This is a genomic window from Brasilonema octagenarum UFV-OR1 (assembly GCF_963888615.1).
In the GTDB taxonomy this organism is placed as follows: Bacteria; Cyanobacteriota; Cyanobacteriia; order Cyanobacteriales; family Nostocaceae; genus Brasilonema; species Brasilonema sennae.
This window is the reverse complement of sequence record NZ_CAWPKW010000183.1, coordinates 1-18,002: the sequence shown is the minus strand read 5'-3', so window position 1 is coordinate 18,002 and position 18,002 is coordinate 1. Positions and strand designations below refer to the sequence as shown.

Sequence of the window (18,002 nt, the reverse complement as noted above, 5' to 3'; positions counted from 1 at the left end):
AATAATATGCCATAAATAATCAAAAAACAAGTTCCACAAATATTTCGTTTACGGAGAAGAATTATAAATAGCTGATAATTATAAAAATTGATATTACAACCTAATCAATGGCTTTTCTGTTTACTCAATTATTATATAGCAGTCCTATTTCATTTGTGAGAAAAAAAAGTACATTTGTACATTCTTCTTCCCTGTTAAGCGTTAAGCGTTAAGCGTTCCCTACCTCAACGAGTAATTTCACAACTCCTGCACGGATTGCTATATAACAATTTTAAATGAGTTGTCAGATAATGCTTTTGGCTTCATCTCTCATAAATTGTGTTTTTTACATCTTAGTAGTTCATTTGAGAGATCAATCACGTGAGAAGTAGAAAAAACATCAATTAGCTTTAAAAAAGGAGATTAATCATCTATCTTGCTGATTGGGAAAATGTTGAGGTAAGGTACGTGGAACCCTATATTTCACATACCTTGGAAAAAGACGTATAGAGACAAAAATTAAAACCTGATTCCGAGTTGACCGTTGATTCCTCGAACAGAGTTGTAACCAACACCAACGAAAACTTTATCGGTAGCGCTTACCTGAACCCCACCCGAAAAAGCAACACCCTTATCTGCTGAATAGTATCCCAGCCCTACATAAGGTGAAATCACAGGCAAGCTGATAAATTTTAATATATCTACACCTGTAGAACCGTCAGGACCAAATCCTAACTCTGCTCCCAAATTCAAAGCCCTTGCGCCTACAGAATAGGTAACATCACCATCTTGGCTACCAACTGATACCCAAGGTTGCGGTACGATTTGAGCATGAGCACTTTGTGGGGCAAATAAAGTTAACAAACTGAGTGATGCGAACAGTGTTTTTGTCATTAACGCTTTTTTCACGTTCCACTCCTTCACGACCTGTGACAATGTAATCTTTTTCATAGAAAAACTACTGAGAAAAACTCTGTACCATAGACTAATTGCAACAAACTTGACTGCTGCTAAATTCCCAATGAACATCTGCAGCAGTTGACTTGTCTGGTGCTTACTACTGTTAATTAAAGTTTGTCTAGTATAACTGATGGTGACGAAATGACCCTTACTTAAGTGCCCACTTTAGCACTGGGTTGAGTCGATTTTCCAAAAAATTGATACGAAATCGTGATTGGTCTTAATGTTTCTTTCTTTGTAACACAGCACCAAAATGATTTATGAATTACACAGAAGAACTCAAAAGCTATCTTGATGAACAGGGACGTATCAAAGAGTGGCCCTCCAAGCGCAATAAGGGAAAGTTTCAAAAGTTGGTGTTGGAGTATTTAGCGTCAAAATTTGAGGTTGGTATTGTTTATACAGAAAAAGAGGTGAATGCACTGCTTAATGGGCACCACACCTTTGGCGACCCCGCGATGTTGAGACGAGAGTTATTTGAAAGCGGGTTAATTGACAGAAAGCGGGATGGTTCCGCTTACTGGCGCAATCTTCAAAATTGACGCGACCAATCCTTAGGCCAACGTTCCACGACGACTTTGGTTTGAGTAAAAAATTCTACAGCATGATTGCTTTGACCGTGTAAATCACCAAAAAAGCTTTCTTTCCAACCACTGAACGGGAAAAACGCCATTGGTGCGGCAACTCCTATGTTAATACCAATATTACCAGCTTCTGCTTCATAACGGAACTTACGGGCAGCTGCGCCACTGGTGGTGAAAAGACAAGCCATGTTGCCATATTGACCGCTGTTGATCAGGGCGATCGCCTGTTCAATAGTCTCCAAATGTATCAAACTCAGCACCGGACCAAAAATTTCCGTCCGGGCTATTTCACCTGCTGGGTCAACGTTTTGCAGAATCGTGGGACGTATAAAATTACCATTTTCATAACCAGATATATTCGGATCTCGTCCATCCACTAACACCGTCGCCCCTTCATCTGCCCCCTTTTGAATCAAATCCTCAATTCGCGTCTTACTTTGGGTTGTAATCACTGGTCCCATTTCTACGCCTGATTCTAAACCATTACCGACAACTCGTTTTTTAGCAGTCTCGGCTATTGCTTCTGTAAACGTGTGACGCGTTTGTCCCACAGTCACTGCTATTGAAGCAGCAAGACAACGTTGTCCTGCACAACCAAAAGCACTGTCAGCAGCAATGCGTGTTGTCATCTCTAAATCTGCATCTGGTAAAACAATCAGGGGATTTTTTGCACCACCTTGGCATTGGACACGTTTGCCATTTGCCGCCGCCCTACTATATATATATTTAGCGACAGGTGTAGAACCAACAAAGCTTATTGCTCGAATTTTCGGATGATCCAAAATTGCATCTACAGCTTCTTTGGCACCATTTACCAAGTTGACGATACCTTTGGGCAATCCTGTTTTTTCTAACAACTGGAAGATTTTTTGCATTGTTAGCGGTACCTTCTCCGATGGCTTGACAATGTAGGTGTTACCGCAGGCTAGGGCATAAGGCATGAACCAAAAGGGAATCATCCCCGGAAAATTAAATGGGGCAATGACTGCAGCAACTCCCAAAGGTTGGCGAATCATCATTTCATCGATACCTCTGGCAATGTCTTCTAGGTTCGTACCCTGCATCATCATAGGGATACCACAAGCAACTTCTACATTTTCAATAGCACGCTGCATCTCGCCTTGGGACTCTGCCAACGTTTTACCGCATTCTAATGTAATTGTACGAGCCAAGTCTTCTAAATTCTCTTCTAGCAGATTCTTAAGTTTAAATAAGTACTGCACTCGTTCCGTGGGTGGAGTGCGTCGCCAACTCACAAAAGCCTCTGCTGCTGCTTCTACCGCTTCGTTTACCTCACAAGCAGGTGACAAAGGCACTTTAACCAGTATCTCTGCTGTTGCTGGGTTGAGGACATCCAAGTATTCCATAGTACTAGATGTACACCACTGACCATTAATGTAGTTGGGTAATGTCATCACTTTTTCCATCAGTTAATTATTAAATCTGCACAGTTCAAATCTTGCACTTCACCCATAGTACGCCTTGTAACTTTAGTTCAGGGATGAAATACGACACGGCGAATTTATTCGCTATCAATTAATGAACGAATAAACTCTCTAACAACGTCTGACTGGGTACGCTTTTTCTTCTTGCAATATCTGAGAAATTTTTCATACTCTTCCTCAGAAATTCTAATGTGTAATTGTTTTTCTGGCATTTTGTAGACCAATGTGGTATACACATTATATGCCTAAATCGCGAAAGGCACGCTCGGTAACCACGCAGAAAAAGTCTCGCAGTAGGCAAGTATTGGAGATTGATACGCAAACCGTGGTTAACCCTTCGACTACGCGAGCGGGTTAATAGGGGCGTCCGGGAATTGTCAAGGGAAGTAGAAGCAATATCGAACGGTCAAAGCTGAGCGGCTTGCCCTGAGCGTAGCCGTTCGCGTAGCGTGCCCGCAGGGCATAGGGAGCCGAAGCTTTGATATTGAGCGAAGTCGTCCTTGAGGTTCAAGGACTAGTGTTGTAAACCTGAACAGGAACCAACCGCTAGTTTCGTGAGCGCACTACAAATCTACGTTCTAGAAGTTTGTGGCGAAAGCTTCCGGCTTCTAGCCGGAGGTAAACTTACAAGATAATTTTGTTTGGAACTGTGGTGTCTCCCATTTAAAATCGCCACCAGACGCATTATACTTGGAAATTGGCGGAAATTGACGCTCAAGTTAAAGCGTTTCTAAATAACTCAACAAATCTGCCATTTCTTGAGGCTTGGGTTGAAATTTCGGCATGGGTGGGGTTTCACCACTAGTGACTTGATGAATCAAACCATATGGGGATTTGCGGTTTGAGACTCCTTGTAAACTAGGACCTACGCGCCCATCTGCTTCCCAGCCATGACAGCCAGCACAGTTGATTTGAAAGATGGCGTGTCCAAGTGCTAGGTCCCCTTTGAGCGATAGAACGCTTTTGACGTATGGATCGGCAGTTCTCATAATCCGAACGGCAAAAATGCTCACAAGGACTACTAGCAGAATCGCCAGCGCCGTTAATATGATTCGCCAAATCAAAGTTTCAGTTTTGGTAATCTGGTTATCCAAATGTTTACTTTTTAAGTCAAAGTGTACAAAAAGTTTTCATTTCATACACATAGCTTAAAAGTTCTTGATGGTGTCTGCAAGCACAAATGTTTTTTTGCTAACTCAGCAGGGGGATGAACGAGGGAAGGAAGGAGAAAACAAGCGGCTATTTGCTGCCTTCGGTGAGTTGTGGCAAAGCTGCTTTGACGGCATTTCCAGTTCTACCTGGAAACGATATTTGAAAAGGGTTTTGGCTTAAGTTGACGTGTGCACCACGCCTGAGTTCTTCTTTGGAAGAAGCAATTCTGCCAAATTTGGTAGAATCAATGATGGGAAGAAAATATTGAACAGTAGCACAAAAGGAGATTTAACGTGGTTGAACCCTTGCTTGACGGCATTGTACTGGGTCTAATCTTTGTAACCTTGGCTGGGTTGTTTTACAAAGCTTACGAGCAATACAAGCGTGGCAATCAACTCGGTCTGTAAAGTCATCGGAACCGAGGACACAGGGATATAGCACCTTCTGTTGGAGGTAGGGGAGATCATAAGAAATTCTGAATTCTTAATTTTGAATTTTGAATTTTGAATTTTGAATTTTGAATTGTTATCTCCTTGTCCCCTCAATCCACTACCCTGTAAAAGGTCAAAGCCGTATTTCCGTAAACTTTTTCACGGCAAATTTCCCAATTCGGAATGACTAAAGGATTCCAATCTTGAGGATTATGTTCGATCGCTATTTCACCATTAGCATCTAGAAGCCCAGACTGAGCGATCGCCTCTATCACTGGCTGGTATAACTCACTTGCATACGGCGGATCGAAGTAAATTCTGTCAAATTGCTGTCCTGATAATTTTGGCAAAAGCTGTACAACGTCTCCCCGCATTACCTGAAATTTCTGTTCAGCACTCGCTAAGTCTTGCCAATTCTGTTGGATTATAGCACAAGCACGATGGGATTTATCAATTCCTACAACTCGGCTGGCTCCTCTACACAAAGCCTCCGCGCCCATTGAACCAGTTCCAGCACACACATCCAGCCAACGACAACCTTCTATTTTTCCCTGCCAAATATTAAAAACGGCTTCGCGTACCCGCGCACTGGTGGGTCTGGTTTCTTTTCCTGGTAAAGTTTTTAATGGTCGGTTTCCGTAAATTCTTAAACTCATTAGTTATTAGTCATTAGTCATTAGTCATTAGTTAGCAACCTTTTTTATAGGGTAAGCATTACCCACCAGTCACTTATCGCGGTAGGCAATGCCCATCGTGTATTCAAGTTACAAATTTTAACAATCAATTCTTAACAAACCTTTTGACTACGAACAAGAAACAATGGACTATAAACTCAACCACAATTGTATTTAGGCAGCAACTTGTGTCCAAACTTGGGAGACAAAATTAGACAGAATTTGCAGCCCAATATTGGAAGATTTTTCCGGGTGAAACTGAACAGCCATTAAGTTATCGCGGGCGATCGCAGCTGTTACCGTTTGATGTCCGTGGGTGATTGTTGCTGCACAGACTTGCGGCTCTTGTGGTTCAACAAAATAGGAATGAACAAAATATACCCAAGGTAAAGAGGGTAGATACTCCCACAAATGACTTTTTGGTTGAGTCAGTTCGAGTTGATTCCAACCCATATGAGGAATCGCAATTCCTGGTTCTGGACGAAATCGCCTGACTCTTCCTTTAATAATTCCGAGTCCTGATTCTGTCCCTTCTGTGCTTGATTCAAAAAGAACTTGCATTCCTAAACAAATTCCTAAAAAGGGTTTACCGGATGCGATAGCTTCTTTTATTGGTTTTTCTAAACCACGCGATCGCAGCTGTTGCACTGCTGGATCGAACGCACCAACTCCTGGCAAAACTATCGCATCAGCCTTTTCTAATTCTTTTGGAGAATCAGTAATCTTGTGAGTTGCCCCAGCTTTTTCTAGTCCTTTACAGACAGAGTGCAAATTTCCCATGTCGTAATCTACAACTGCAATCAACGTCATTTACTCGCTCCCTGTTAACTATATTATGGAGAGTATCTCTATTTTAAATAATATTTCTTATGAAGAAAAGCATTCTATTAACATCTTTTGACACTTGGCTAAGCGAACAAAAATCAAATTCTTCTGATGATTTGTTGGTAGAAGTTTCCCGACTTAACTCGTTACCTTATGATTTAACCTTCTTGCGACAGTTGAGGGTGGATGTGCAGCTTGCCAGTTTTCGGGTTATAGAAAAAATCCACCAACTGCAACCAGACGCCATCATTTGCTGTGGGATGGCTCGAAAACGAACATTATTAAGTGTGGAAGTTGGTGCTAGTTGTGGGGAAATTGTGTTGCAGACAACAGTTGATTTAGAAAAGTTAGTCGCGGGAGCAAAGGCAGTTGAGATTAGTCACGACTGCGGTAAATTTGTTTGTGAAGGACTTTACTATTCTGTTTTAGATGAACTGCGCCAACGCCAACTCACAACCCCTTGCATTTTTGTCCACGTTCCTATTTTGACTGAAGAAAATCTCCCCTTAATTCTTGATGATTTTTTATTGATTATTCACAGGCTGGCACTTTGGTAAATTTACTTGCGTCTGTTTGAACAGAAAAATATGTACACAGATGTTTCCATTCTTACTAATTTTTCCGCTCGCTCAAATCACTCCTTCTGCACCACCGCCGCCTGAAGAAATTGTCCAACAGCAACAAGTACGCCCTTTACTTGGGACTGTGGATAGCATCCCAGTGTTTAACAGCAATAGTCCTGAAAAAGTTCTCAAGGAAGGGATTTTGCTTTCCACCTTTCCAGCCTCAGGCAAAAAAGTCCCAACCGCACACTTGAATTTTCCTTTTAAAGGACGATTTGATATTTTTGCTCACCATGTTGCCCAAGCACCCACACCAGAAGACTTGCGGACGCTTTATCTTGGGATAATCCTGCATAACCCAGGAAAACAACCAGTGACAGTGAATATCTTGCAGGCGGCGAGTTATTTAAGTCAACCAGATGCACCGTTTGCAGAGTTGCCATCTAGGAGTGAGAATATTTTAGGTACAGTTTTTGCAGGACCAGGCGATCGCGTGGTTAATGATATTCTGCGAGGACAACGACAAGATACGTTTCCTCCTCAAGTTATCATTCCACCAGGTGAAAGCCGGATGTTGTTGAATGCACCGATTCCTGTCAGTGGACTGACACCACCTTTAAATGGTCGGTCTACACTCATGCGACTGTGGAGTAATGACACAGTGTATACAGCCAGTCTAGCAATGTTTGCACCAAAAAATCCTGATGATACTGAGCGTGCGCCTACTTTAGAAGACTGGCAAAATTTGCTCAATAATGGTGATTTATCCGGACCACGCGATAAAACACCAACCCCTCTCGAACAGACTAACAAACCAATCATATATGGTCGCGTTGCCGGAGTCACACAGGGGTCTGAATGGAAAGCCTTACTCATAGATGATCCAAAAGCTCAGCATTTAACCATACCCACTTCCGGACAAGCCTTTTCCTACCCTCTGGGTGCCCTAGATCGCGGTACCTTAGGAACGAGTCAAATACAAAGTGCACCGATGATGGTGCGCTATCCTGACACAGCATATCGTGCTCATGGAAACTACACTTTACAATACAGTTTAACGCTACCATTGTATAACAATACACAAAACTTGCAAACAGTTATTGTGTCAATGCAGACACCAATAAAAGAAGACCAGTTAACCAAATCCGGATTGCGCTTTTTAAATCCACCAGCACAGCAAGTATTTTTCCGGGGTTCTGTCAGAGTACGTTACAAAGATGATCAGGGTTTACCCCAAACCCAGTACTTGCATTTAGTGCAAAAACGAGGACAACAAGGAGAACCATTAGTAGTACTCAACATGAAACCAGGCGAAAAAAGACTTGTAGAAGTAGATTTCCTCTATCCGCCAGACGCCACCCCGCCACAGGTTCTGACAGTGCAAACTTTGAATAACGCTAGTTCAACGAGCTCTGTGAAATAGTAAAGTTATGAACAAACGGCGAGATAATGTCCCCTTTGATCCTTACTACTTCGAGAAACAAGCATCCCTAGATGTGACCTTTTCACTCAGCAACACGTTCCGCCACATCTACCAAACTAATCATTGGCGTGGATCCGATTCAGTTTCAGGGGAAGGCGCGAGTAGCAGCCAAACACAACAGATAGAAGCTAAACTTCCAGCACTACTTAAGACATTACAGGTAGATGTACTCCTCGATCTACCGTGCGGAGACTTCAGTTGGATGCAGTTGATTGACTTACCTGTTTCACGTTATATCGGCGCAGATATTGTGTCCGAACTTATCCTAGAGAATCAGAAGCGGTACGGAAGCCAAAATCATCAGTTTCTGACACTGGATTTGACAAGCGAACCTCTACCAACAGCAGATCTCTTGTTATGCCGAGACTGCTTTGTGCATCTTTCGTTTGGAGACATTTTCTCTGCTCTCAATAACATGAAAAGGAGCCAGATTACTTACCTACTGACGACTACTTTCCCTAATTGTGAGGAGAATGAAGATATTACCACAGGTGACTGGCGTTTACTAAATTTAGAAAAACCCCCTTTTTCTTTTCCGACACCACTACAGCTGATCAACGAGCAATGTAGTGAGGGAGGTGGTATTTTTCGAGATAAGAGTTTAGGATTATGGCTTTTACAAGATATTCATTTAGTGAAGGAACTCTAAAACTCGCCCCGACTTGAAAATTTCTCTTTTAGTTCTGAGTTCTGAGTTCTGAGTTCTATTTTCAAGTCAGCTTTACTCGTGAAGAAAAAATCCTACGCTTTCTAAGCGTGGGATTATCAGTCTGACCTTTCGTTTACTACAACTCGGACCTTGACAACAACATCATCATTCACTTTGACATAGACCTTTACCACTAATCCAAATGTGGAGTTGACTTTGACTAAAACATTAACCTTGACCACAATTAGTAAGGAACCCCGGTAGTTAACCGGGGAAAAAGGGGTTTTGTCGTGTACTTTGAGTCTTTTGTGCAAGACCGCATTAATTAATAAGATAAGCTTGTTTCAACCTCATTAGTTGCCAAATTGCCAAATGAATTAGGTAACAATAGACAAAATAAAACCCCAGGTTTATAACCTGGGGGACGGTGTTTCAACCACGATGTGCATGACGGCTTATTGCCCTAATCTATCTTTTCATGCTTTAGAAAAGTAGCCAAAATGCCAATAAAAGTTAATACTGATCGCTACTAAGTTCAAAATAATGACTTCAGCTTTTAGTCCATTTTAATGGACTTGGTTTATGAGCCTGGGACTTAAAGTCCTAGGCGGATGAGAACGGAGTCAAATAACATGTAATAAGTTTGACATTTGTTTTCCCAGGTGCAAGATGTAAGCAAAGGGAGCCGCTACGCGATCGCCCTAGGCAAATGAGCGATTGCGCTGCGCGCAGACGCCAAGGGCGTATCGCTCCTACTTGAGGTGAAAGTGCGTAAGCATTACTCCTTTGATAGAACGTTCTTATGGTCAAACATGGCTGTTGATTTGGCTAAACTGTTTCGTAAGACGGGAGTTAAACCATGAATATTTACGAGATTTTGCAAGCAAAACGAGAAGAAATCCTCCGAAGTGCTGCTAAATATGGAGCATACAACGTACGTATTTTTGGTTCTGTGGGTAGCATTACTTGTAAAATAGTCAAGTAGGCGATAAATTTACCCGCCACTAGAACCTTACCAAGAAGGTAGTTTACAAGTTTCCGCTCTTCACACCATTCATTTGACATCCTGACAATATGGAAGATAATTACCCTCAGCGTAAAATGTCTGAAGAAGAACGTTTTCAATCAGACAGTTATTCCTACTTGGAACAGCCGGAAAATGCTACTCGCTATACACTACCAATTCATTTTCTAGAGGATGCTTTTAAAGAAAGGTCGTTCTCTTTGTTGGATCTGGGGTGTGGGAATGGAGCTTTGCTCAAATATCTGCCTTCTCAATGCGACTACGTTGGGGTAGATCACAGTGAATATGCCATTCAATACTGTTCAAACCTATACCCCAACCGAACCTTTGTGTGCGAAGATTTATGGGTATTTCTGCGTAAACTTGCTACAGAAAATAAAAAGTTTGATGCAGTGGTACTATGCGGAATGATATATCACACAGTTGATAAGGAAAGCCAACAACGCAAAAATGAGCAGGAAATCATTCAATTTTGTCTGGACAAGATAATAAGCGACAAAGGATATCTGATCATAATTATAGGACTTAATTATGGCAACCATCCAAATCATAGTCTGTTTGTTCGAGCGGAATGGCTACAAAAGTTAGTAGAACAAATGCTGGAAACTGCGAAGGCAAACATTGTTTACGAGAATCTGTGCCTACAGATCGGCTTGGAAAAAAAAATTGCACAGCAAAAAGTTATTCCTGAGTGGTTTGTTCAGGATGCCTCTACTGACTATTCAAGTAAGTTCGTTGGAACATATTGGGCAAGTTGGACATTTATAGCCTCTCCCGCATGTGTGACAGGTTAAGAAAATTGCTCGCATAAATTATGGTTAACTAGTCAAAAACTCGCTTTGCTTAACCAGGTTTTTTGTATACAACTTGTTCTCTGGAAATTTATCGCCTGAAGGAATGAGCAATAATCCTTGAAATGAAACTCCAGAGATCAGAAAAGTCTAAAAAATATGCAAAGGTTGACTGTTATCCGTTGGCTAGTTCTTGGTTTAAGCTGTCTATTTCTGCTTTGCGGTTGTAGTTTCACGAACGGTTCCACTGCTGGTAAAACACTTACTGTTGCCACAGAACCAACGTATCCGCCTTTCGAGTTTCAATCTGCAACTGGTGAGTTGCAGGGTTTTGACATTGACTTGATGAATGCGATCGCGCAATCTGCTGGATTTCAAGTTAAATATAAAAATATACCTTTTGATGGTATGATTCCAGCGTTGCAGGTGCAAACTGTAGATGCGGCAGTTGCGGCGATGGCAATTACTGCCCAACGAGTCAAGACAATTTCCTTCTCGCGCCCTTACTTCAAATCGGGCTTAGCGATCGCCACCCGCACAGACAATCAAAACATTACCAATTTAGACAGTCTTAAGAACAAGATTATTGGCGTGCAAATCGGGACGACTGGCGCACTCAAGGCTAAAAGTCTTCCTGGATCTGAAGTTCGCACTTTTAATGATTCACCTTTAACCCTTCAGGCATTACTCAATGGCAGTGTCGATGCCGTTCTTAATGATCGCGTCGTTATTTTATATGGTATAAAAAGCGGCAATCTTAAGGGACTCAAAGTGGTCGGCAGTCTGCTTACAGAAGAATTTTATGGCATTCCTACACCTAAAGGATCGCCCAACCTAGACCTGATTAACCAAGGTTTGGCAACGGTGCTGAAAAATGGCAGTTATACTAAAATTTATCAAAAGTGGTTTGGTACTCAACCGCCACAACTACCAGAAAAATCACCTATTGAAAACCAGACTAACGAAAAAGGCGTATCCCAGCTATTTACCTCACTAAGCATTATCTTGAAGTCACTACCCGTTCTGCTGCGTGGGGCTTTGGTGACACTTGAACTCACAGCACTCTCGGTATTGCTGGGTATGATCGGGGGTTCACTAATTGGGATTGTTCGCCTACAAGCATCTGTTCCTTTGCGCTGGATTGCTAGGGCGTATGTAGATTTTTTCCGGGGGACGCCGTTGCTGGTGCAGATTTTTATGATTTACTTTGGGTTGCCTGCTGTAGCTCAGAATTTTGGTTTCACCTTCAACTTAAATCGTCTGGCGGCAGCAGTGATCGCATTGAGTCTCAATAGCGCTGCCTACATTGCTGAAATTGTCCGCGCAGGCATCCAATCAATTGAGCCGGGGCAAGCAGAAGCCGCCCAATCACTGGGCTTGAGTTCAGTGCAAACGATGCGCTATGTGATCTTTCCTCAAGCCCAAAGGCGGATCTTGCCACCTCTGGGCAATCAGTTCATTAGCCTGCTAAAAGACACCAGTTTAGTCGCTGTCATCGGGTTTGAAGAGTTGTTCCGCAAGGGGCAGCTGATTGTAGCGGAAAACTATCGCTCGTTTGAGATTTACGCCACTGTCGCCCTGGTTTATTTATTCCTAACGCTGCTTTCTTCCCAAGCATTTAGTCGCTGGGAGCGATCGCTTAATCCCGTTAAGAAAAAAAGAAATTAATGCTTCTTGACTGGATAATGCTATTGCCAGCAGAATTAGCCACAATTTCCCTAGCAGTAAAATACTCTTGAAACGTCAGATGTGAAAAGGAATAAATCCCCTTTGCCCGTTCCACCAGTAGCCCATGCTGTCCTTCAATCGACTTCAAAACAGCTTCGCTGTCTAGTTCTAGTTCCTTTGGCTCAGTACGAGCATCGCGTAAGTTACGAATGAAATCAGCAATGTATGCCTCAACAGTTTTTTGCTTAAAAAAATAGTCCTTCTGCTCAAATGTAGTCAGGGCAATTTGACTCAGCAAGTCTTCCTTGCGGTGTAAAGACAGGTTTTTATAAACCTGATCCCGCTCAATGTTGCGTTTGGCATCCCATTTTTTCAGCAACACATCCAACCCTTCCTTATAAAGTTCTGAACGATTTACCGGAAAATTTCCAGCTTCGCCAAATACCAAACAAAGAAGAGTCAGCAGCAAGGGATTAGTTGCTAGTTCTTGAATTGGTTTATTCTCCTTGAGTTTTTGAATGAAGCTTTTACCTTTCACTGGATCACTCAACCGAAACCAGTTTTGAGCAAAGGTAGCGATTTGTTCCTCATCAAAATCTGCCACTTCCACTTCGGTGAACCGTTCAAAGGTATATTCTTTGGAAGCAATACGACAGGTGATGACAAACTGATTGGTGTGAAACTGATCGGAAATCTCTAAAATTTGCTTTAATACTCGCTTTGTATCTTCTTCCCGGACTTCATCCAAGCCATCTAGCAATATCAATGCTTTACCTTGTCTCAAAAGTTTCTCTGCTTTCAGGTTGGTGTCACTCACCCCGCAAACCGACAACTGTTGAGCAATATATTCCAGAACATCTGGCTGTTTGGATGCTTCTGCAAAATCCTTGAGGGTGATAAACAACGGAACTCGATTTGCCTGAAACTGTCCCTGAATGCACTGCATCGCCAAATACTTCAAAAACGTGGTTTTTCCTGCCCCTGGTTTCCCCAACACCATTAGTTTGCTGTAACGTTGTACCGCTTCCAGTCCTGGTACTCGCTTCTCAGTCACGGGATTGAGTCCAAAACGGTCAAAGTTTTCCACGTCACAATTTTGCAGCAGTTCTGCAATTTCTTGTCGCCTGCGTCCCGTGATTTTCTCCAAAATGTTGACGCTGGTGTAAATACCCCGTTCTCCAGTCAACTTGATAGGTTGAGTCATGTCCAGCACGCGCATGGTTCCACAGCGTTGTTTTACGTTGGGTTTTACTTGTTTGCGGATTTCTTGAACTAGGGTATCAATATCATTGTCTGAAACATCAGTAGCTAAGCGACCAGAGGGTTGCTGCTGCGCGTATCTTTTGCTCAAGTACTCCCGCAGGCGGTTTTCTTTAATAGGACCACTGCCACTAATGCTGAACTTCTTGTATATTCCTGTTAGGCAGCTACCAAGATTGCTATCGGAGATGTTAAGCGCTTGAGTGACTTGGACTCGACTTTTACCACGAGCAAATATTTCCAGAAAAACTTCCTTTTCTCGTTGCGACAGTTCACTATATTGCTCCAATTGTGTCAGGAAGCCTTCTGGTAACGACATATACCTTGCCTGAAATCACTTAAAGTTCAGTTTAGCCAAAGTTTTCTGAAAATTTTTTTGCAAATCAAGCAAGTAGGGTGGGCAGTGCTCTGTGAACCCTTTAGAAACAAGACCTCAGTGGTGGCACTGCCCACCCTACACAGGATGTAACATGCTAAGTAGCATCTGGAAATTTCTTGCAAATCAGGATATATCCGGACAAGTCAACCTAAGTCACCGCAAGTCAAGTAAATAACTACGAATGAAAATTGCGACAGTGAACTCAGTCAAGCAACTGAGGCTACCGCAATGCTGGAAATAATTATTAACAAATCTGTTGAAATTCTTTTTGGTCTGTTACTAGAAAAGTTTGGGGAATGGCTGCTAAATGAGCGCAACCTCAAACTCCTTAACCACTTGCTGAAAAAGCAGATTCTCTTACTCTACCTGCATTGGCTTTTACTCAAAACACCGCAAGAATCTTTACCTAAGCAACCACAACAACATGATATCTAAATAAGTGAGTAGTATTGGTAAAGGGGAAAATAGCAAAGGCTGAAGTTATTTTTCTTTCTTGTGGAATGAGCGTTTCTTCTGTGCTGTATGTCTAAATCTTCTAAGTCTGACAAGATTTTGGTTGTAGATGATTCTGCTGACAATGTATTTTTGGTGAAAACCATTTTGCAGGAAGAAGGCTACACGGTTAGCACGGCTGTGAATGGTGCTTCAGCATTGGCACAACTTGAAATATCGACTTGTGATTTAGTGTTGCTGGATCTTATGATGCCGGGAATGGATGGTTATGAAGTCACTAAGCGTATTCGGCAAAATATGACATTGCCATTTATCCCAATTTTGCTGATTACCGCACATGACTCACCTAATGTTGCTCATGGACTAGATTTGGGTGCAGATGATTTTATCCGCAAGCCTGTGACTGTGGATGAATTATTGGCACGGGTGCGATCGCTCCTTCGTCTCAAACACAGTATAGATGAACGCGATGAAATTGCCCGTCTACGTCAAGATTTGGCCTCTCGCCTCACCCACGACTTACGCACACCCTTGGTAGCAGCAGATCGAATGCTGTTGCTGTTTGCTGAGGGCGCTTTGGGACAACTGTCACCGCAAATGCACGAAGTGATAGAGATCATGGCTCGCAGTAACAGCAATTTGCTCGCTATGGTAAACACCTTACTGGAAGTTTATCGTTTTGAAGCAGGTCGCAAAACTCTGGCGTTTCAACAAGTGAATCTCAGCCAGTTACTACAAGAAGTTTCACAAGAATTGAGTTCTTTAGCCAATCAAAAGCACCTTACAGTTAATTTAGATTTAGGTGATGACTCAGGGACTAGTATGGTGATGGGCGATCGCCTAGAACTCCACAGACTATTCACCAACCTAATAGGTAACGCTATCAAATTTACTGACACCGGCGAAATAACCATCCGTATCACTCCAGCGACTCCTTCAGATAATTGCATAACAGTTGAAATCGCAGATACAGGTAGAGGTATTTCTTCTGAAGAACAACTCACTTTATTTGAACGATTTCGCCAAGGAAGTCATAATCATTCTGGTAGTGGCTTAGGACTGTACCTTTCTCGCCGAATTGTCGAAGCACATCAAGGCACGATTCTCGTGAATTCAGAAGTCGGCAAAGGGAGTGTATTCACGGTACGTTTGCCCATTAAACAATAATCATAGAAAGTATGAGTTATTTTAACCTTTATCCCCTCTCCTTTATAAGGAGAGGGGTGCCCGATAGCGTAGCGTGCCGTTAGGCATAGGGCGGGGTGAGGTGAGACGTATGAATGCAACGCGCGTATCAAGAATTTAGTCTTACTTTAAAATAGAAAAAAGCTTTCTTATGACTTGGAACCGCTGAACGATTTATTCAACTTAGCTAACGAGCACAAAAACAATGATTTCTCAAGAAGTGTCAATTGCCGATATCATCCACAAACAACGTGCCTATTTCAATACTGGTAAGACAAAAGACATTAATTTTCGACTTGAACAACTAAAAACTTTAAAACAAGCAGTCACTCAGCAAAAAGACGCAATTATCAATGCACTAAAAGCAGACTTAAACAAACCAGAATTTGAGAGTTATGCAACAGAAATTGGAGTCATCCAAGAAATTAGCTATGCTATCAAGCATATCAAAACTTGGGCTAAACCTCAGAAAGCACCAGTTTCTCCACAATTTTTTCCTGCATCCGCACGCATTTATCCAGAACCGCTAGGAGTGGTTTTAATTATTAGTCCTTGGAACTATCCATTTCAATTAATCATCTCACCATTAGTTGGCGCTATTGCAGCAGGAAATTGTGCAATTCTTAAACCTTCAGAACTCACACCAAACACGTCTCGTCTTCTCAATGAGATGATCAAACAATATTTCGATCCAGCTTATATTACAGTAGTCGAAGGAGGTGTGCAAACAAGTCAACAATTACTAGCAGAAAAATTTGACCATATCTTTTTCACTGGTGGGACGGCTGTAGGAAAAATAGTTATGGAAGCAGCCGCTAAAAACCTGACACCTGTCACCTTAGAATTGGGTGGAAAGAGTCCTTGTATCGTAGATTCTGACATTAACATCGAACACACTGCAAGACGCATTACTTGGGGCAAGTTTCTCAACTGCGGACAAACTTGTATTGCACCAGACTATCTTTTAGTGAATAAAAGCATCAAAGAAAATTTCTTAAATGAACTTCAGAAATGCTTGCAAGAATTTTATGGAGACAATCCTGCAAGGAGTTCTGATTATGGAAGGATTGTCAGTAAAAAACATTTTGAGAGATTGGCTCATTTCCTGAAAGAGGGCAAAGTTCGCATTGGCGGAGAAACCAACCCTTCAGAACTTTATATTGCCCCAACAGTGCTTGAGGATGTCTCCTTAACAGACTCCGTCATGGAAGAAGAAATTTTTGGCCCGATTCTTCCAGTGATAGAATACACGGACATAACAGAAGCGATTGACTTAATTAATTCTAAATCAAAACCCTTGGCTTTATATTTATTTTCTAATAACAAAAATCTGCAACAACAAGTCTTGCAGCAAACCTCATCCGGTGGAGTTTGTATCAACGACACAGTCATACAGGTTGCAGTTTCATCTTTACCATTTGGCGGTGTAGGTGATAGTGGAATTGGCAAGTACCACGGGAAATCTAGTTTTGACACCTTTTCCCATTACAAAAGTGTCTTGCACAATCCCTTCTGGCTGGATTTAAAATGGCGATATGCTCCCTACAAAGACAAGTTATCTACACTGAAGCGACTTATTGGGTAGCTATTTTAGCTGTTAAAGTAGGATTGTCCTTTTAACGTCCAGCGATGGGCGTTTCTTTGTAAGAGAACAAGTACTTCATAATGAGCAATAACTACATCACACAGCAAAAACAAATTATCCGACAGGTAAAAGATAGTATTCACCAACGGCAAAGTAAATTGAGCATTGTTGAGATGCGAAATGATTATGAGAACGATGATGCAATTTGTCTGGCATCATTAACTTTTCCGTCAAAAGACATTGCCCAAACAATATCAAAAGAAATCATTACTCCGTTACAAAGCTTAGATTCTCGGCATTTCTATTATTCAAGTGAAGAATTACTGCATATAACTATTAAAAATGTCCGAACTGTACACAATCCTCCGCTTTTTAAAAACGAAGATGTGGAGAAAGTTCATGAATTATTTACTCAAATCGTTCCAAATTTCCAATCTTTCACTTTTCGTTTGGAGGGTTTAATTTTATTCCCAACGAGTGTTTCTTTAACAGGGTATTGCAATGAGACGCTGAGAAAGTTAGTTCAAGCGTTAGATGTGGGCTTAAGAGAAATAGGTGTACCAGATAATAAAAAATATATCTCTGATACAGTTTTTTTTGGAAATATGACCTTATGTAGATTTACAGATGAGCCTAGCGCATCATTTCAAAATAAAGTCAAAGAACTGCAAAATCTTTATATTGGAGAAATGCGGGTGACTGAAATTAGCCTCGTCATATGCAACGCCGTTTGTCATCCCAAAACAAAAAAAGTTATAGGTACTTATAAGTTAAGTCAGTAAGCTGGGTAATATTTGCCCACGATCAGTGATAAAATTACCCAAAATTCTAGGAAAACCTCACCCTGTCCTTACGGACATCCCTCACGCCAGGTGCTACAACGGGGCGGCACGTTATGTTCCTCCGCTTCCC

Annotated in this window: 19 protein-coding genes; 13 read left to right on the top strand and 6 right to left on the bottom strand. The window is 41.8% G+C overall.

Features of this window, described 5'->3' with window-relative positions:
- Nucleotides 1–498: 498 nt before the first annotated feature.
- The gene (locus tag AC5590_RS12625) at nucleotides 499–930 is read right to left on the bottom strand and encodes a hypothetical protein (RefSeq protein ID WP_211178342.1); all 432 of its coding nucleotides are present in this window, start codon (nucleotides 928–930) and stop codon (nucleotides 499–501) included.
- Nucleotides 931–1,199: 269 nt separating this feature from the next.
- Here AC5590_RS12625 and AC5590_RS12620 point away from each other — a divergent pair, with 269 nt between their 5' ends.
- Nucleotides 1,200–1,481 (top strand): DUF2087 domain-containing protein, encoded by a 282-nt coding sequence (locus AC5590_RS12620; protein ID WP_169264054.1) that lies wholly within the window; start codon nucleotides 1,200–1,202, stop codon nucleotides 1,479–1,481.
- Here the strand turns inward: AC5590_RS12620 and AC5590_RS12615 are convergent.
- Complete coding sequence (locus AC5590_RS12615) at nucleotides 1,472–2,950, bottom strand: CoA-acylating methylmalonate-semialdehyde dehydrogenase (protein ID WP_169264053.1); 1,479 nt, start codon at nucleotides 2,948–2,950, stop codon at nucleotides 1,472–1,474. The two genes, AC5590_RS12620 and AC5590_RS12615, sit on opposite strands and share 10 nt — an antisense overlap.
- 737 nt (nucleotides 2,951–3,687) lie before the next feature.
- The gene (locus tag AC5590_RS12610; RefSeq protein ID WP_169264052.1) at nucleotides 3,688–4,062 is read right to left on the bottom strand and encodes a c-type cytochrome; all 375 of its coding nucleotides are present in this window, start codon (nucleotides 4,060–4,062) and stop codon (nucleotides 3,688–3,690) included.
- 94 nt (nucleotides 4,063–4,156) lie between these two features.
- Here AC5590_RS12610 and AC5590_RS12605 point away from each other — a divergent pair, with 94 nt between their 5' ends.
- Both AC5590_RS12605 and petG read left to right on the top strand, forming a co-directional pair.
- The gene (locus tag AC5590_RS12605; protein ID WP_169264051.1) at nucleotides 4,157–4,300 is read left to right on the top strand and encodes a hypothetical protein; all 144 of its coding nucleotides are present in this window, start codon (nucleotides 4,157–4,159) and stop codon (nucleotides 4,298–4,300) included.
- Between the two features lie 113 nt (nucleotides 4,301–4,413).
- Entirely contained in the window at nucleotides 4,414–4,527 is a 114-nt protein-coding gene (petG, locus tag AC5590_RS12600; protein ID WP_048871568.1) for a cytochrome b6-f complex subunit V, read from the top strand.
- Nucleotides 4,528–4,661: 134 nt separating this feature from the next.
- On the opposite strand, the gene rsmD is transcribed toward petG, so the two are convergent.
- The gene (gene rsmD / locus AC5590_RS12595) at nucleotides 4,662–5,207 is read right to left on the bottom strand and encodes a 16S rRNA (guanine(966)-N(2))-methyltransferase RsmD (RefSeq protein ID WP_169264050.1); all 546 of its coding nucleotides are present in this window, start codon (nucleotides 5,205–5,207) and stop codon (nucleotides 4,662–4,664) included.
- 192 nt (nucleotides 5,208–5,399) lie between these two features.
- Nucleotides 5,400–6,035 (bottom strand): imidazole glycerol phosphate synthase subunit HisH, encoded by a 636-nt coding sequence (hisH, locus tag AC5590_RS12590; protein ID WP_169264049.1) that lies wholly within the window; start codon nucleotides 6,033–6,035, stop codon nucleotides 5,400–5,402.
- 59 nt (nucleotides 6,036–6,094) lie between these two features.
- Between hisH and AC5590_RS12585 the strand changes: the two genes are divergently transcribed.
- The 6 genes from AC5590_RS12585 (at nucleotide 6,095) to AC5590_RS12560 (ending at nucleotide 12,228) form a co-directional block, all read left to right on the top strand.
- Nucleotides 6,095–6,607, top strand: coding sequence for a C15 family peptidase (locus tag AC5590_RS12585; protein ID WP_169264048.1), 513 nt, complete (start codon nucleotides 6,095–6,097; stop codon nucleotides 6,605–6,607).
- Nucleotides 6,608–6,647: 40 nt separating this feature from the next.
- Nucleotides 6,648–8,036, top strand: a complete 1,389-nt coding sequence (locus tag AC5590_RS12580) for a DUF3370 domain-containing protein (protein ID WP_169264047.1) — start codon at nucleotides 6,648–6,650, stop codon at nucleotides 8,034–8,036.
- Nucleotides 8,037–8,043: 7 nt separating this feature from the next.
- On the top strand, nucleotides 8,044–8,745 hold the full coding sequence (locus tag AC5590_RS12575; protein ID WP_169264046.1) for a class I SAM-dependent methyltransferase: 702 nt from the start codon (nucleotides 8,044–8,046) through the stop codon (nucleotides 8,743–8,745).
- Between the two features lie 859 nt (nucleotides 8,746–9,604).
- Entirely contained in the window at nucleotides 9,605–9,730 is a 126-nt protein-coding gene (locus AC5590_RS12570; RefSeq protein WP_282453049.1) for a hypothetical protein, read from the top strand.
- Nucleotides 9,731–9,819: 89 nt separating this feature from the next.
- Nucleotides 9,820–10,563, top strand: coding sequence for a class I SAM-dependent methyltransferase (locus tag AC5590_RS12565; RefSeq protein WP_169264045.1), 744 nt, complete (start codon nucleotides 9,820–9,822; stop codon nucleotides 10,561–10,563).
- A 156-nt stretch (nucleotides 10,564–10,719) separates the two neighbouring features.
- Nucleotides 10,720–12,228: an ABC transporter permease subunit gene (locus AC5590_RS12560; RefSeq protein ID WP_169264044.1), complete on the top strand. Its 1,509-nt coding sequence runs from the start codon at nucleotides 10,720–10,722 to the stop codon at nucleotides 12,226–12,228.
- Here AC5590_RS12560 and AC5590_RS12555 read toward each other — a convergent pair.
- Nucleotides 12,209–13,807: an NACHT domain-containing protein gene (locus AC5590_RS12555; protein ID WP_169264043.1), complete on the bottom strand. Its 1,599-nt coding sequence runs from the start codon at nucleotides 13,805–13,807 to the stop codon at nucleotides 12,209–12,211. The two genes, AC5590_RS12560 and AC5590_RS12555, sit on opposite strands and share 20 nt — an antisense overlap.
- Before the next feature lie 288 nt (nucleotides 13,808–14,095).
- Between AC5590_RS12555 and AC5590_RS12550 the strand changes: the two genes are divergently transcribed.
- From AC5590_RS12550 to AC5590_RS12535, 4 genes are all read left to right on the top strand, one after another.
- On the top strand, nucleotides 14,096–14,302 hold the full coding sequence (locus AC5590_RS12550) for a hypothetical protein (protein WP_169264042.1): 207 nt from the start codon (nucleotides 14,096–14,098) through the stop codon (nucleotides 14,300–14,302).
- 87 nt (nucleotides 14,303–14,389) lie between these two features.
- Nucleotides 14,390–15,487 (top strand): ATP-binding response regulator, encoded by a 1,098-nt coding sequence (locus AC5590_RS12545; RefSeq protein ID WP_169264041.1) that lies wholly within the window; start codon nucleotides 14,390–14,392, stop codon nucleotides 15,485–15,487.
- A gap of 223 nt (nucleotides 15,488–15,710) precedes the next feature.
- Nucleotides 15,711–17,090, top strand: coding sequence for an aldehyde dehydrogenase (locus tag AC5590_RS12540; RefSeq protein WP_169264040.1), 1,380 nt, complete (start codon nucleotides 15,711–15,713; stop codon nucleotides 17,088–17,090).
- A gap of 80 nt (nucleotides 17,091–17,170) precedes the next feature.
- A complete protein-coding gene (locus tag AC5590_RS12535; protein ID WP_169264039.1) occupies nucleotides 17,171–17,872 on the top strand; it encodes a 2'-5' RNA ligase family protein in 702 nt (233 codons plus the stop codon).
- Nucleotides 17,873–18,002: the final 130 nt, after the last annotated feature.

Excerpts from the sequence above, each read along its gene's own strand:
- AC5590_RS12580 (WP_169264047.1), top strand. The coding sequence starts at position 6,648 with ATGTTTCCATTCTTACTAATTTTTCCGCTCGCTCAAATCACTCCTTCT.
- AC5590_RS12555 (WP_169264043.1), bottom strand. The coding sequence starts at position 13,807 with ATGTCGTTACCAGAAGGCTTCCTGACACAATTGGAGCAATATAGTGAA.
- AC5590_RS12575 (WP_169264046.1), top strand. The coding sequence starts at position 8,044 with ATGAACAAACGGCGAGATAATGTCCCCTTTGATCCTTACTACTTCGAG.
- AC5590_RS12585 (WP_169264048.1), top strand. The coding sequence starts at position 6,095 with ATGAAGAAAAGCATTCTATTAACATCTTTTGACACTTGGCTAAGCGAA.
- AC5590_RS12560 (WP_169264044.1), top strand. The coding sequence starts at position 10,720 with ATGCAAAGGTTGACTGTTATCCGTTGGCTAGTTCTTGGTTTAAGCTGT.
- AC5590_RS12625 (WP_211178342.1), bottom strand. The coding sequence starts at position 930 with ATGAAAAAGATTACATTGTCACAGGTCGTGAAGGAGTGGAACGTGAAA.
- AC5590_RS12565 (WP_169264045.1), top strand. The coding sequence starts at position 9,820 with ATGGAAGATAATTACCCTCAGCGTAAAATGTCTGAAGAAGAACGTTTT.
- AC5590_RS12570 (WP_282453049.1), top strand. The coding sequence starts at position 9,605 with ATGAATATTTACGAGATTTTGCAAGCAAAACGAGAAGAAATCCTCCGA.
- AC5590_RS12545 (WP_169264041.1), top strand. The coding sequence starts at position 14,390 with ATGTCTAAATCTTCTAAGTCTGACAAGATTTTGGTTGTAGATGATTCT.
- AC5590_RS12550 (WP_169264042.1), top strand. The coding sequence starts at position 14,096 with ATGCTGGAAATAATTATTAACAAATCTGTTGAAATTCTTTTTGGTCTG.
- rsmD (WP_169264050.1), bottom strand. The coding sequence starts at position 5,207 with ATGAGTTTAAGAATTTACGGAAACCGACCATTAAAAACTTTACCAGGA.
- AC5590_RS12620 (WP_169264054.1), top strand. The coding sequence starts at position 1,200 with ATGAATTACACAGAAGAACTCAAAAGCTATCTTGATGAACAGGGACGT.
- AC5590_RS12540 (WP_169264040.1), top strand. The coding sequence starts at position 15,711 with ATGATTTCTCAAGAAGTGTCAATTGCCGATATCATCCACAAACAACGT.
- AC5590_RS12535 (WP_169264039.1), top strand. The coding sequence starts at position 17,171 with ATGAGCAATAACTACATCACACAGCAAAAACAAATTATCCGACAGGTA.
- hisH (WP_169264049.1), bottom strand. The coding sequence starts at position 6,035 with ATGACGTTGATTGCAGTTGTAGATTACGACATGGGAAATTTGCACTCT.
- AC5590_RS12615 (WP_169264053.1), bottom strand. The coding sequence starts at position 2,950 with ATGGAAAAAGTGATGACATTACCCAACTACATTAATGGTCAGTGGTGT.